The organism is Tistrella mobilis (assembly GCF_041468085.1).
Classification (GTDB): Bacteria; Pseudomonadota; Alphaproteobacteria; order Tistrellales; family Tistrellaceae; genus Tistrella; species Tistrella mobilis_A.
In genome coordinates, this window is the sequence record NZ_CP121017.1 from 2,132,522 (window position 1) to 2,146,464 (window position 13,943).

10 protein-coding genes are annotated in these 13,943 nt (G+C 69.6%); 9 read left to right on the forward strand and 1 reads right to left on the reverse strand.

The window, feature by feature from the left end; all coding sequences use genetic code 11:
- Positions 1–9 precede the first annotated feature (9 nt).
- Positions 10–399, reverse strand: coding sequence for a HesB/IscA family protein (locus tag P7L68_RS15430; RefSeq protein WP_372006512.1), 390 nt, complete (start codon positions 397–399; stop codon positions 10–12).
- Positions 400–601: 202 nt separating this feature from the next.
- Between P7L68_RS15430 and P7L68_RS15435 the strand changes: the two genes are divergently transcribed.
- The 9 genes from P7L68_RS15435 to P7L68_RS15475 all read left to right on the forward strand — a co-directional run bounded on the left by P7L68_RS15435 (position 602) and on the right by P7L68_RS15475 (position 13,937).
- Positions 602–1,807 (forward strand): deoxyguanosinetriphosphate triphosphohydrolase, encoded by a 1,206-nt coding sequence (locus tag P7L68_RS15435; RefSeq protein ID WP_372006513.1) that lies wholly within the window; start codon positions 602–604, stop codon positions 1,805–1,807.
- Position 1,808: 1 nt separating this feature from the next.
- Positions 1,809–3,554, forward strand: coding sequence for an arginine--tRNA ligase (gene argS / locus P7L68_RS15440; protein ID WP_372006514.1), 1,746 nt, complete (start codon positions 1,809–1,811; stop codon positions 3,552–3,554).
- Positions 3,554–4,618, forward strand: a complete 1,065-nt coding sequence (locus P7L68_RS15445; RefSeq protein WP_372006515.1) for an SPOR domain-containing protein — start codon at positions 3,554–3,556, stop codon at positions 4,616–4,618. Before argS ends, P7L68_RS15445 begins: the two co-directional genes overlap by 1 nt.
- Positions 4,615–5,661, forward strand: a complete 1,047-nt coding sequence (gene nagZ, locus P7L68_RS15450) for a beta-N-acetylhexosaminidase (protein WP_372006516.1) — start codon at positions 4,615–4,617, stop codon at positions 5,659–5,661. Before P7L68_RS15445 ends, nagZ begins: the two co-directional genes overlap by 4 nt.
- Positions 5,662–5,754: 93 nt before the next feature.
- Positions 5,755–6,612, forward strand: a complete 858-nt coding sequence (locus P7L68_RS15455) for a ScpA family protein (protein ID WP_372006517.1) — start codon at positions 5,755–5,757, stop codon at positions 6,610–6,612.
- A complete protein-coding gene (scpB, locus tag P7L68_RS15460; protein ID WP_372006518.1) occupies positions 6,602–7,285 on the forward strand; it encodes an SMC-Scp complex subunit ScpB in 684 nt (227 codons plus the stop codon). The genes P7L68_RS15455 and scpB overlap by 11 nt, the downstream gene beginning before the upstream one ends.
- A 126-nt stretch (positions 7,286–7,411) precedes the next feature.
- Positions 7,412–8,668 carry an NHLP bacteriocin system secretion protein gene (locus P7L68_RS15465; RefSeq protein WP_372006519.1) on the forward strand — a complete coding sequence of 419 codons (1,257 nt, stop codon included), beginning with the start codon at positions 7,412–7,414 and terminating at the stop codon, positions 8,666–8,668.
- The gene (locus P7L68_RS15470) at positions 8,665–10,929 is read left to right on the forward strand and encodes an NHLP family bacteriocin export ABC transporter peptidase/permease/ATPase subunit (RefSeq protein WP_372006520.1); all 2,265 of its coding nucleotides are present in this window, start codon (positions 8,665–8,667) and stop codon (positions 10,927–10,929) included. The genes P7L68_RS15465 and P7L68_RS15470 overlap by 4 nt, the downstream gene beginning before the upstream one ends.
- On the forward strand, positions 10,926–13,937 hold the full coding sequence (locus P7L68_RS15475; RefSeq protein ID WP_372006521.1) for an NHLP bacteriocin export ABC transporter permease/ATPase subunit: 3,012 nt from the start codon (positions 10,926–10,928) through the stop codon (positions 13,935–13,937). Before P7L68_RS15470 ends, P7L68_RS15475 begins: the two co-directional genes overlap by 4 nt.
- Positions 13,938–13,943: the final 6 nt, after the last annotated feature.

A 13,943-nucleotide genomic window follows, 5' to 3' on the forward strand; every position in this document is an offset into this window, starting at 1 on the left:
CGGGCTGCCTCAGAACACGCTGAACGAGGTGCCGCAGCCGCAGGAGGCCGTGGCGTTCGGATTGGTGACCGCAAAGCGCGAGCCGGTCAGATCCTCGACGAAATCCAGCTCGGAACCGATGATGAAGGGAATCGATGCCTCATCGACCAGCGCCTCGGCGCCGTCGCGGGCGATGACCACGTCTTCCGGCTGCACGCCGTCCTTGTCGATCGAGAATTCGTACTGGAAGCCCGAGCAGCCGCCGCCCGACACGGCGATGCGCAGCCGGACCGGCACGCCTTCCTTCTCAGCGATGCGGTTGATATGGCGTGCGGCGCGGGCGCTCAGCGTCAGCGGCGGCAGGCCGGGGGTGCCGGCGGAGCCGTTGCCCGAGGTGAGGACGGCGTCGGAAGCGGCCATCAGCTGGACCTCCTCGCAGGTGGATACCGGATCGCGGGTTTCTCACCCGTTTATTGGACCCAAGATGTAGGCAAGTGCAGCCCCCAGGTCAACGACGGCCTGCCCTGCGCCGGTTGATGGGCGCCGGGCTTCGGCGTAGCCTGAACGGGCTTGGCCGTGCCACCCCGGTGCCGGCTGATGCCGAGAGGTCGACGAGGAGATCATGGCCGCAGCCGACCCCCGGGATGTCTCGTCCCATCTCGCCCCCTATGCCTGCCGTCCGACCCGCGGCCGGCTGATCGACGAGCCGGAGAGCCAGATCCGCTCGCCCTTTCAGCGCGATCGCGACCGGGTGGTTCACGCCCGGTCGTTCCGCCGGCTGATGTACAAGACCCAGGTCTTCGTCAGCCATGAGGGCGATCATTACCGCACCCGCCTGACCCACAGCCTGGAGGTGGCGCAGATCAGCCGCACGATTGCCCGGGTGCTGGGCCTCGACGAGGATCTGGCCGAGGTCGTGGCCCTGGCCCATGATCTGGGCCATCCGCCCTTCGGTCATGCCGGAGAAGAGGCGCTGGCCCAGGCTGCGGCGGATTTCGGTGGCTTCGACCACAATGTCCAGGCGCTTCGGGTGATCACCATGTTCGAGCGGCGCTATGCCGCCTTCGACGGGCTGAACCTCAGCTGGGAGACGATCGAGGGCATTGCCAAGCATAACGGGCCGATGACCGGGCCGCTGGCCGATCCCCGCCCCAAACCGCCGGTGGTGACCGAGACCCTGGCCGCGATCAGCAGCATCAAGCCGCTGGATCTGGACGGCTGGCCGTCGATCGAGGCGCAGGTGGCGGCCCTTGCCGATGATGTCGCCTATATCACCCATGATATCGACGACGGGCTGCGTGCCGGTCTGCTGTCGATCGCGGATGTGGCGGAACAGCCGCTGGCCGGGCCGCTGCTCAAGCAGCTGGCCGCAGACTATCCGGGGCTTGAACAGCGCCGGCTGATCGGCGAACTTCTGCGCCGCCTGATCGATCGCATGGTCACGGACCTGATCACGGAAACCCGGCGCCGGATTGCGGCGGCGGGCATCGCCCATGCGGATGATGCACGGGCGCTGGGCGCGCCGACGGTTGCGTTTTCCGCCGAGATGGACCAAGACAGGCACGCGATCAAAGCCTATCTGTTCGGCGCGCTCTATCGCCATGTCCGGGTCAACCGGATGACGTCGAAGGCGCGCCGGGTGGTGCGGGATCTGGTGGCGCTGTTCCTGGCCGAGCCCGAATGCCTGCCCGACGGCTGGCGTGAACGGGCCGAAGGGCCGGGGAGTGCCGCCACCGCCCGCGTGGTCGTGGACTATGTGGCGGGCATGACCGACCGGCATGCCCGCGACGAGTACGAAAAGTTGTTCAACCCATTCGTCAGGACGTGACGTGAGCGTCTTCGAAGAGTTTCGCGCCAGAATCGCCGGCATCGTCGGGGCGCTCGGGACCGAGGGCCGTCTGCCGGCCGATCTGGACACCGCCAACATCTCCGTGGAACCGCCGCGTGACGCCGCCCATGGCGATCTCGCGACCAATGCCGCCCTGGTGCTGGCCAAGGCGGCGCGGATGAAGCCGCGCGACATTGCCGAGGCGCTGGCGGAGAAGCTGCGCGCCGACGGCGATGTCGAGACGGTGGAGGTGGCCGGGCCCGGCTTCGTGAACCTGCGCCTGTCACCCGCCTACTGGCAGGGTGTGGTGCGCAGCGTGCTGGCCGTCGGCACCGCCTATGGCGACCTGACCGCGGGTGCCGGCCGGCGGGTCAATATCGAGTATGTCTCGGCCAATCCGACCGGGCCCATGCATGTCGGCCATGCCCGGGGCGCCGTGGTCGGCGACGTGCTGGCCAGCCTGCTGATCAAGGCGGGCTATACCGTCTGCCGCGAATACTACATCAACGATGCCGGCAGCCAGATCGATGTGCTGGCGCGGTCGGTCCATATCCGCTATCGCGAGGCGCTGGGCGAGACGGTGGGCGAGATTCCGGCCGGTCTCTATCCGGGCGATTACCTGGTGCCGCTGGGGCAGACGCTTGCCGCCGAATTCGGCGACCGCTGGGCGACAGCCCCCGACAGCGAATGGCTGCCGGTGTTCAAGGCCCGTGCGGTCGAGGCGATGATGGCCCTGATCCGCGACGACCTCGCGGCGCTGGGCGTGCGCCATGACGTGTTCTCGTCGGAAAAGGTGCTGCACGAAAACGGCGCGATCGATGCGGCACTGGCGGCGCTGGTCGAGGCCGGGCACATCTATGAAGGCGTGCTGGAGCCGCCCAAGGGCAAGCTGCCCGACGACTGGGAGCCGCGCCCGCAGACCCTGTTCCGCGCCACCGATTTCGGCGACGACGTGGACCGGGCGCTGAAGAAGTCGGACGGCGCCTATACCTATTTCGCGGCCGACATCGCCTATCACTTCGACAAGTATCGCCGCGGCTGGCCCGAGCAGATCGACGTTCTGGGCGCCGATCACGGCGGCTATGTCAAGCGGATGAAGGCCGCCGTCAAGGCAATCTCGGGCGGTGCGGCCGAACTCGACGTCAAGCTCTGCCAGCTGGTCAATCTGATGGCCAATGGCGAGCCGGTGAAGATGTCGAAGCGCGCCGGTACCTTCGTCACCCTGCGCGAGGTGGTGGACGAGGTCGGGCGCGATGTGGTCCGCTTCATCATGCTGACCCGCAAGAATGATGCGACGCTCGATTTCGATCTGGCGAAGGTCACCGAGCAGTCGCGCGACAACCCGGTCTGGTACGTCCAGTACGCCCATGCCCGCGCCCGGTCGGTTCAGCGCAATGCGAAGGAGCAGATGGGCATCGAGGCGCCGACGGCCGATGCCGCACCGCTCCATCGCCTGACCCATGATGCCGAACTGGGCCTGATCCGCCGCCTGGCCGAATGGCCGCGGGTGGTGCAGGGCGCGGCCGATGCACATGAGCCACACCGAATCGCCTTTTATCTCCAGGACTTGGCCGCAGAACTTCATGGACTGTGGACGAAAGGCCGCGAGGATGAGAGCCTGCGGATCATCGTGGCTGACGATCCCGAGATCGTCGCCGCCCGCCTGGCACTGATCGAGGCCGCCCGTCTGGTGATCGCCTCGGGGCTGGGTGTGATGGGTGTGCAACCGGTCGAGGAGCTGCACTGATGCCGCAACCGCCGCTCAACGGCGACGACGAGGGCGGGCTTCGCGCCGAGCCGCGCCGGCCCGCCGCAGGGCCGCGGCCGCCGCGTGACGACGACTTCGAACCCGCCGGCCATGTCCCGCTGCCGCGGCGCCATCGCCTGCGTCCGGTCGCCGTGGCGGCGGCGTTGATCCTGTTCGGCGGCCTGGTCTGGTACGCCTTCGATCAGCGCGACGTGTCGATGCGTGACGCACCGCCGCCGCTGATCACCGCCGATCAGACGCCGATGAAATCCCTGCCCAAGGATCCCGGCGGCATGGAAGTGCCGCATCGCGACAAGACCGTCTATGAAGCGCTCGGTGGCGGCACCGATACCGGATCCGAGCCTGAACGGGCGCCGGTGGAACGGCTGATGCCGCCGCCGGAAGATCCGATCCTGCCGGAGCCGGATGAAGGCGCATTGGTGGCCGAGGCACCGGAAGCGGCGCAGCCCGAAACCGCGCAGCCCGGCGGGGCGCCGGCTGCGACGCCGGAACAGCCGGCCGTGCAGGAGGTGCCGACCCCGGCAGCTCCGGTTCCGGCCGCGCCGCAGCCCCAGGCGCCGGTCGAGATGCCGAAGCCGGTCGAGCCCGCGCCGGCACCGGTCGAGACGCCGAAGCCCGTGGAACAGGCAAAGCCCGCCCCCGAGGCCCCGAAACCCGCAGAGCCGGCCAAACCCGCAGAGCCGGCCAAACCCGTCGAGCAGGCGAAGCCGGCCGAGGCCCCGAAGCCGGTGGAGCCGCCCAAGGCACCGGATCTGCGTGATGTGCGCACCGGCGCTGATGCGACGGCCTCGCTGGCCGGCTGGAAGGTCCAGCTGGGGGCCTTCGGCGACGAGGCCGGCGCGCGCAAGGGCTGGGACACATTGCGCACCCGCAACAAGGAACTGGTCGCCGGCCTGCAGCCGGTGATCGTTCCGGTCAAGGTGAAGGACAAGGGTACCTTGTATCGACTCCAGGCCGGTCCGCTGGCAGACGGTGCCACCGCAAAGGCGCTCTGCGGCCGCTTCGCCCAGGCGAAGCTCGCCTGTTTCCCGGTGGCGCCATGAGCACGCCCGCAACCCCCTCGTGTCCGGCCGATCTGCGCCCGATCATCATCGGCTGCCAGGGGCTGAAGCTGACGGCAGAAGAGCGCGCCATGATCGCCGGCGAACGCCCGCTGGGGCTGATCGTGTTCGCCCGCAATGTCGACGAACCCGAACAGCTGTCGGCGCTGGTCGCCGAATTCCGCGAAGCGGTGGCCAATCCATACGCCCCGGTCCTGATCGATCAGGAGGGCGGCCGCGTCCGCCGGCTGAAGCCGCCGCATTGGGGCGTGGTGCCGCCGGCCGGCGCCATCGGCCGGCTGCATGCCAAGGACCCGGCGGCGGGGCTGACCGCGGCGCGGCTGACCGGCCGGCTGGTCGGTCATGACCTGATCTCGCTCGGCATCAACGTCGATTGCGCACCGGTGGCCGATATCCGCTTCGCTCATGCCCATGAGGTGATCGGCGATCGCGCCTATTGCGGCGATCCGGTCAAGGTGGCGGCACTGGCCGGCGCGATGGCGGCCGGGCTGGGCGAGGCCGGCGTACAGCCGGTGGTGAAACACATTCCCGGCCATGGCCGGGCCGAGACCGACAGCCATGCGGAGCTGCCGGTGGTCGATGCCGATCTCGACGCCTTGCGGGCCGCGGATTTTGCACCCTTTCTGGCGCTCAACCGTCTGCCCTGGGCGATGACCGCCCATGTCGCCTATCCGGCGATCGATCCCGACCTGCCGGCGACCCTGTCGGCGAAGGTCATCGACGAGGTGATCCGCCGCGAGATCGGTTTCGACGGCGTGCTGCTGTCCGACGACGTCTGCATGGCGGCGCTGGAGGGCGACATGTCCTGGCGGGCGAATTCTGCCCTGGCTGCCGGTTGTGACGCCGTGCTTCACTGCAATGGCAACACCGCAGAGACCCGCGCGGTGCTGCAGGCGGCCCCTCTGATCACGGCGGAAGCCCGGCGGCGGCTGGCGGCGGCGGCGGCCTGGGCGGCGAAGCGGCGCCTGGTCCAGCTGGATGTCGCGGCGGACCGCAAGGCACTCACCGGCCTGATCGGCGACTGACCGGGTTCGGAGGCCGGTGACATGACCGGCGGTACCAGGGACGGCCTGACATCTGAGACCGTTGCATCGGACGCGGCGGCGACGTCGCGTCCGATGCAGCTTGTTCTGGACCTCGACGGCTTCGAAGGGCCGATCGACCTGCTGCTGTCGCTGGCCCGCGATCAGAAGGTCGATCTGCAGAAGATTTCGATCACCCGTCTTGCCGACCAGTATCTGGGCTTCATTGCCGAGGCCCGGCGCCGTCATCTGGAACTGGCGGCTGATTATCTGGTGATGGCCGCCTGGCTCACCTACCTCAAATCGCGGCTGCTGCTGCCGGACGAGGCGCCGCCTGCGGACGAGGATGAACCCTCGGCCGAGGAGATGGCGGCGGCCCTGGCCCTGCGCCTGCGCCGGCTGGAGGCGATGCGCCGGGCGGGCGAGGCTCTGCGGGCCCGGCCGCGGCTGCTGCTGGACCGGTTTCCTGCGGGCGGCGCTGGGGCAGCGGTCAGGATCGTGGAGCGGCAGGCGACCGACGGCTATGGCGACCTGATCGCCGCCTATGCCCGGATCGCCGAACGGCGCTTTCGCAATGTGCTGACGGTGACGCCGTCGCGGCTGATGACCATCGATCAGGCGATCGAGCGGTTGGGCGCCCTGCTGCCTGGCCTGCCACGGCGCTGGGTGCCGCTGATCGGGCTGCTGCCCGATCTGCCGGCCCCCCGGCCGCTGCCGGCGACGGGCGACCCGCTGGCCATGGCGGCGGCCGAGGCGGCGGCTGCGCGTGCCAGACGGCTGGAGCGACGCTCGGCCCTGGCGGCCAGCTTCGTGGCGGTGCTGGAACTGGCGCGACAGGGCCGGCTGGCGGTGGCGCAGAGGCGGGGCGGCGGGCCGCTGATGGTGCATCCGGACGCCCGGGCCCCCATGGACGAGATCCCGACGGATGACGAGGAGGGCGGAGATGAGCGGTGACGACACGAACGGCTTCGCCCATGCGCGCCGCGTGATCGAGGCGGTGCTGTTCGCCAGCGCCGAGCCGCTCGGCCGCGACCGGCTGGCCGAGTATCTGCCGGCCGGGGCCCCGATCGATGCCGTGCTGGACAGTCTGGCCGCCGATTATGCCGGACGCGGGGTGGAACTGGTGCGCCGCGACGACGCCTGGGCCTTCCGCACCGCCCCGGATCTTGCCCCGCATCTTCAGGCCCGGGTGGTGGAGCCGCGCCGGCTGGGGCGGGCGGCGCTGGAGGTGCTGGCGATCATTGCCTATCACCAGCCGGTGACCCGTGCCGAGATCGAGGAGATCCGCGGCGTGGCCCTGGCGCGTGGGACGCTGGATCTGCTGATCGAAACCGGCTTCGTGCGCCCGCGCGGCCGGCGGCAGGCTGTGGGGCGGCCGCTGGAATGGGTGACGACGCCCCATTTTCTGGATCATTTCGACCTGACGTCACTGGCCGACCTGCCGGGGCTGGACGAGCTGAAGGCCGCCGGTCTGCTGGGGCAGGGGCGAGGGATTGCCGACTATGCCGCCGATCAGGAACAGCCGGCCCTGCCGCTGGAACCCCGCCCGAAGCCGAGCGGACGGCTTGGCGGCTTCACGACGGGCCTTGAGGGCGGCGAGGATGGCCCGGACGTCAACAATGATTGACCCGGCAGCCATCGGCGCTTGCAGCCCTGCCGGCGGCACGGGAGGTTCGGCGGTCGATGGACAGCATCCGCCCGGGCGGCTAGCTTTGGGTCGGGATGTGGGTGCGGGGGTGATGTCGGTCCGACGATGAATGCCAGCGGTATCTTCCGGAAGGCGGCCCTCGACCGCCTGTCTTCCCCCGAACAGCTTGATCAGACACTGACCGTCGCCAGCCCGCGGGGCTGGGCGGCGGCGCTTGTCGTGGCGGCGGCCATGACCGGGGTCGTGGTCTGGTCGGTGGTGGGCGAAATCCCCGTGCGCAAGGCCGGGCAGGGCTTGCTGATCGCCGAGGGCGGCCGGGTTCTGGATGCCCCGGCGCTGGGGGCCGGCACGCTGTCCGAGCTTCTGGTCGGGCTGGGGGACGAGGTCGCCGTCGGCCAGCCGGTGGCACGGATCTCCAATCCCGACCTGACCCTGCAGCTTGTCAATCTGCGGGCAGTGGTGGCCGAACGCCGCGAAGCCCGTGCTCGCCTGGAGCAGGATCTGGCCGAGGAGGCCCGCCTGCGGGAAGCGAGCCTGGCCGCGCAGCGCGAGGCGCTGGATACCCGACTGAATGCCGCGCGCAGCCGGCTGTCCTATCAGCAGGGGCGCCTCTCCGATCTGGAGGCGCTGCTGGCGCAGAAGGTGGTGACGCGCGATGCACTCGCCCGGGCACGGGACGAGGTCGCGCAGGCGCGCCAGGATCTGGCCGAGGTGGAAAGCGGCACAGCCGATCTCCGCTCGCGCAAGATCGAGGCCGAGATCGCAGCCGAGCGCCGCCGCCGCGAGGCCGACGAGGCGATCGCCGAGGCGGAGCGCCGTGTTGCCGAGCTGGAGGCCCGCGCTGCACGCGGTGCCGTGGTGACGGCACCCGAGACGGGACGTGTGACCGAGATCAAGCAGCTGCCTGGCGCCCAGGTGACTGCGGGCCAGGCGGTGCTGGCGCTTCAGACCGGCGGCGAGACGCTGGAAGTGGTGATGTTCGTGCCACCGGCCGACGGCAAGGCGGTTCGCCCGGGTATGCCGGTGCAGATCAGCCCCTCCACCGCCCCGCGGGAGAGCTTCGGCACGCTGACCGGCGAGCTGGTGTCGGTGTCGGATTTCCCGGTATCCTCCGACGGCATCCGGGCGATCGTCGACAATCCCGGGCTGGTGGAGAGTTTTGCGCAGGCGGGCCCGCCCTTTCTGGCCCGGGTGCGGATCGATCGTGATCCGGCCAGCGCCTCCGGCTATCGCTGGACCTCGTCGAAGGGCAGCGACCTCGCGCTTTCGGCCGGCACGCTGGCCTCGGTCGAGGTCGAGACCGCGACCGAGCGGCCGATCGATATGGTGATCCCGCTGCTCAAGGAGTGGACCGGGCTGTGACCGCGCCTGCCGCGGCGCCGGCCGCCCCTGAGAGCCTGATCAAGCCCAACGCCCCCAAAGGGGGGCGCCGCTTCCGTGTGCCGACCATCCTGCAGATGGAGGCGACCGAATGCGGCGCTGCGTCGCTGGCGATGATCATGGCCCATCACGGGCTCTGGCTGCCGCTGGAGGTGCTGCGCCGGGAATGCGGCGTGTCGCGTGACGGCTCCAAGGCCGCCAACCTGCTCAGGGCCGCACGGCGCTACGGCTTCGAGGCCCGCGGCTACCGGCGTGAGCCGGACAGCGTCGTCAATCTGCCCTTCCCGATGATCGTGTTCTGGAACTTCAACCATTTCGTGGTGCTTGAAGGGGTGGATGCGACGCGTGACCGGGTCTGGATCAACGATCCGGCCATGGGTCCGCGGGCGATGACGGTGGAGGAATTCGACCAGGGCTTCACCGGCGTATGCCTGGCCTTCCGGCCGACGCCGGAGTTCAAGCGCGGCGGCCGCCCGCCGGGGCTGTTCAAGGCCTTTGCCGAGCGGCTGCGCGGCAGCGGCCCGGCGCTGGCCATGGTGCTGATGCTGACCCTGATGCTGGTGCTGCCGGGGCTGGCCCTGCCGGTTTTCTCCAAACTCTTCGTCGACGGTGTGCTGATCGGCGACGAGCAGGATTGGCTGAAACCGCTGCTGATCGGTATCGGGCTGACCGCGATCATCCGGGCCGGGCTCGATTGGGCGCAGATGCGCTATCTGGCCCGGCTGGAACTGAAGCTGGCGATTTCAGGCTCGGCCAAGCTGCTCTGGCATGTTTTCCGATTGCCGGTGGAGTTCTTCCTTCAGCGCTATCACGGCGACGTGGCGATGCGGGTGGAATCCGGCGACCGGATCGCGCAGCTGCTCTCGGGCCAGTTCGCGACCAATGCGGTCGGGCTGGTGACCATGGTCTTCTATGCCGTGGTCATGATCGGCTATTCGCCGCTGCTGGGGGCCGTGGGGATCGGCCTCGCCCTGGTCAATGCCGTGGTGCTGAAACTGGCGCAGCGGGCGCGGGAAGATGGCGGCCGGCGTCTTGCCCGCGAACAGGGGGCGCTGGCGGCGACCTCGATCAGCGGCATTCAGTTGCTGGAGACCCTGAAGGCGAGCGGTGGCGAGAGCGATTTCTTCGCCCGCTGGGCGGGCGTCCATGCCCGCTATCTGAACGCCCTGCAGCAGGTCGGCCGGATCACCTCGTGGGTCAATGCGGTGCCGGCCTTCATGGCGGCGCTGACCTCGGCGGTGATCCTGGGCATCGGCGGGTTGGAGGTGATGTCGGGCGCCATCACGGTCGGCGGTCTGGTGGCGGTGCAGAGCCTGCTCGCCAGCTTTTCGGCGCCCATTGCCGGGCTGATGCAGTTCGGCGGCGAGTTGCATGGGATCAAGGGCCAGGTGGCGCGGATCGACGACGTGCTGCGCTATGACGTCGATCCCACACTCGACACCACCGAAAAGGTGATGCGGATCGATGCGCCCTCGGGCCGCAGGCTGCCGCAGCGCCTGCGCGGCGAGGTGCGGATCGAGAACCTGACCTTCGGCTACAACAAGGCCGAGGCGCCGCTGATCGATGATTTTTCACTCACCATCCGCCCCGGACAGCGCGTGGCCCTGGTCGGGGGGTCGGGCAGCGGCAAATCCACCGTGGCGCGCGTGGTCTGCGGGCTCTACCGGCCGTGGAGCGGCCGGGTGCTGTTCGACGGTATCCCCGCCGAAGACCTGCCCCATGCCTATTTTGCCGGTTCCATCGCCTCGGTCGACCAGGAGATCTTTCTGTTCGAGGGCACGGTGCGCGAGAACGTGACCATGTGGGACGACACCATCAGCGAGGCGGCCGTGACCCGGGCGCTGCGCGATGCCGCCCTGCTGGACCTGATCGAAGCGCGGCCCGGGCGATATGACTCACCCGTTGCCGAAAACGGCGCCAATTTCAGCGGCGGCCAGCGCCAGCGGCTGGAGATCGCCCGCGCGCTGGTCGGCGACCCGGCAGTGCTGATCCTGGACGAGGCGACCAGCGCGCTCGACACCCAGATCGAGAAGATCATCGACGAGCGCCTGCGCCATCGCGGCTGCACCTGCCTGATCGTGGCGCACCGGCTGTCGACGATCCGCGATTGCGACGAAATCATCGTGCTGGAACGGGGGCGCATCGCCCAGCGGGGCCGGCACGAAGACATGATCCGCGAGGACGGCCCCTATGCCAGGCTGATCCGCTCTGAACAGACCGATGCGGCAAGGGGGCGCGGATGAGCGCGGCGCCGTCCGACAGCGCAGGTCTGCCGCCGATCGATCCGGAGCTGGTCGAGGCCAAGGCCGAACTGCTGGCCAAGATCGACGGGGTGCGCCGTCAGGTCGGCTATCACAATCCCTTCCTGCTCGACCGGCCCGATCTCATCTGGCTGGTGCTGGAAGGCGCGGTCGATCTTTATGCCGTGCCGGTGCGTGACGGCGAGGTGATCGGCGTCGGCATTCATGTCGGCCGCGTCCCGGCCGGCGAGCTGGTGTTCTCGCCCGGCCTGGTCCCGTCGGCGGGGGCGCTGGTCGCGGCGGAAGAGGGGGCCGATCTGGCGCTCCGTGCCGTTGCGGTGATGGGCACCGAACTGTTCGAGGCGAAGCGCGCCGATGTCGCCGAGGGCGATTTCGACCTGATCGTGGTCGACTGGCTGGATCGCTGGATCGGCCATATGGCCGGGCTCGCGGTGCCGGGGGCGGGTGCCCGGGCGGCTGATCTGCTTGAAGCCGAGCCGGGCCAGCAGGTGCCGGCCGGCAGGGTTCTGGGGCCGCAGCCCGAAGATGTGATCTGGGTTCAGTGCAACAGCGGCCGCGTACGGCTGCTGGGCCTGCCGGAGCTGGAATACGGCCGCAACGATCCGCCGGTGCCGGTCGCCCGCCATCTCTGGGTGGAAACGGCCGAAGAGGCGATCCTTTCGCCGGCCTATACGCCAACGGTGCTGTTCCGTGGCACGGCCTGGGAGGCGCTGGACGCCTTCCACCACATGGTGCTGACGGCAGCCGCCCGGCGGCTCGCCGAGGCGGCCGAGCAGGATGGCGGCCGGCTGGAAACCCGCCGGGATGCCAGCCGGCGCCGGTTCGAGACGTCGCTCGGCCGCATCGGGCGCCTGCTCGACCGGCATGGCCCGTCCGAGGCGGCGGGCCTGACCGAGGGCGCCGGTCCGTTGATCGCCGCGGTCGACCGTGTCGCCCGCGAAACCGGCATCGACACGGCGTCCCGCGGCGCGAAACCGCGTGGCGGACGGGTGCTCGACATCGCCCAGAGCCTGAGGCTGCGCTGTCGGCGGGTGACGCTGACCGGCGACTGGTGGCGCCGCCCGGGCGCGCCCCTGGTCGCCTTCATCGGCGAGACCGGGGCGGGCGAGCGCGGCCGGCCCGTGGTCCTGCTACCCGCTGCCGATGGCCGCTGGCGGTTGGTCGATCCCGAGACCGACGGGCCGGCCGGGCCGGGCCGGCCTCTCACCCGTGCCGCGGTCGACAGCCTGAGCGGCGAGGGCTGGATGCTCTACCGGCCGTTTCCGGCCAAGCCGATATCGGTGGGGGAGGTCTGGCGCTTCGGTCTTCACGGCCTGAAGGGCGACGTGCGCACCATCATGGCCTGCGGGCTGCTGGCCGCGCTGACCGGCCTGCTGACCCCCATCGCCAGCGGGGCCCTGTTTTCCAACGTCATCCCGCGGGCTGATCTGCAGACCCATCTGTGGGTGGTGCTGGCGCTGCTGGCGGGCGCGGTCGGTATCCTGACCTTCGCCGTGGTCCGTGGCATCGCTTTGTTGCGGCTCCAGGCGACAATGGACTGTTCGGTACAATCGGCGGTCTGGGACCGTCTGCTGGCCCTGCCGGCGCCGTTTTTCCGTCGGTTCACCGGCGGTGATCTGGCCGACCGGGCCAACAGCGTCTCTGCGATCCGCGAACTGCTGACCGGATCGGCACTTCAGGTGGGGCTGGATGCGCTGTTTTCTCTGGTCAGCCTGTCCCTGCTGTTCTGGTACAGCGCGAAGCTGGCCCTGGTGGCGCTGGGCGTGCTGCTGCTGCAGGTGCTGGTGACCGGCATTCTGCTCAGGATCCAGCTGCCCGACCAGCGGGCGCTGCTCAGCCTGGGCGGCCGGATCGAGGGGCTGGTCTTCCAGCTGCTGACGGGGCTGTCGAAGCTTCGGGTCTCTGCCGCCGAACCGCGGGCCTTCGCGCGCTGGGCCGAGGAGTTCTCGGTGCGCAAGCGGCTGACCTATCGGGTGCGGCTGAATGCGGCGGCGCAGGGGGCGCTGGCGCAGCTGTTCCCGGTGCTGGGCACGCTGGCGGTCTACCTCTCGGTCGCAACGCTGCTCACCGGACCCGACGGGCGCCCGGAATTCGGCATCGGCCCGTTCATGGCCTTCACCGCCGCCTTCGGCCAGCTGACCATGGCGATGACCTCTCTGGTTGCAACCGCCGGCACCGTGCTCGCCATCGTCCCGCTTTACGAGCGGGTGACGCCGATCCTGACCGAGATGCCCGAGATCACCCCCGACCGGGCCCATCCGGGCGAGATCACCGGCCGGATCGAGTTTTCCCACGTCACCTTCGCTTACGCCCCCGATGCGCCGCCGGTGCTGGATGATCTGTCGCTGACCATCGAGTCCGGTGGCTATGTCGCCTTCGTCGGCGAAAGCGGCTCGGGCAAGTCCACCCTGCTGCGCCTGCTGCTCGGCTTCGAACTGCCGCAATCGGGCGGTGTCTATTTCGACGGCATGGATCAGGCCGGCCTGGACCTGACGGCGCTGCGCCGGCAGATCGGCGTGGTGCTCCAGAACGGCCGTCTGATGTCGGGCAGCATCTTCGACAACATCGTGGGTTCGTGGCCGCTCACCCAGGAAGATGCCTGGACGGCGGCGCGGCTCGCCGGCCTCGACGAGGATATCCGGGCCCTGCCGATGGGCATGCATACGGTGCTGTCGGAAGGCGGCGGCACGCTTTCGGGCGGGCAGCGGCAGCGGCTGATGATCGCCCGGGCCCTGGTCCACCGGCCGCGCATCCTGGTGCTGGACGAGGCGACCAGCGCGCTCGACAACCGCACCCAGGCCATCGTCAATGACAGCATTTCGAAGCTCAACATGACCCGGATCGTGGTCGCGCACCGGCTTTCGACCATCCAGGACGCCCATCAGATCTATGTCATGAAGGCCGGCCGGCTGGTGGAGCAGGGCGACTATCGCAGTCTGATGGCGCTGGATGGTGAATTCGCTGCCCTGGCCCGGCGTCAGCTGCTCTGACGGGTC

Excerpts from the sequence above, each read along its gene's own strand:
- P7L68_RS15475 (WP_372006521.1), top strand. The coding sequence starts at position 10,926 with ATGAGCGCGGCGCCGTCCGACAGCGCAGGTCTGCCGCCGATCGATCCG.
- scpB (WP_372006518.1), top strand. The coding sequence starts at position 6,602 with ATGAGCGGTGACGACACGAACGGCTTCGCCCATGCGCGCCGCGTGATC.
- P7L68_RS15430 (WP_372006512.1), bottom strand. The coding sequence starts at position 399 with ATGGCCGCTTCCGACGCCGTCCTCACCTCGGGCAACGGCTCCGCCGGC.
- nagZ (WP_372006516.1), top strand. The coding sequence starts at position 4,615 with ATGAGCACGCCCGCAACCCCCTCGTGTCCGGCCGATCTGCGCCCGATC.
- P7L68_RS15465 (WP_372006519.1), top strand. The coding sequence starts at position 7,412 with ATGAATGCCAGCGGTATCTTCCGGAAGGCGGCCCTCGACCGCCTGTCT.
- P7L68_RS15455 (WP_372006517.1), top strand. The coding sequence starts at position 5,755 with ATGCAGCTTGTTCTGGACCTCGACGGCTTCGAAGGGCCGATCGACCTG.
- P7L68_RS15435 (WP_372006513.1), top strand. The coding sequence starts at position 602 with ATGGCCGCAGCCGACCCCCGGGATGTCTCGTCCCATCTCGCCCCCTAT.
- P7L68_RS15445 (WP_372006515.1), top strand. The coding sequence starts at position 3,554 with ATGCCGCAACCGCCGCTCAACGGCGACGACGAGGGCGGGCTTCGCGCC.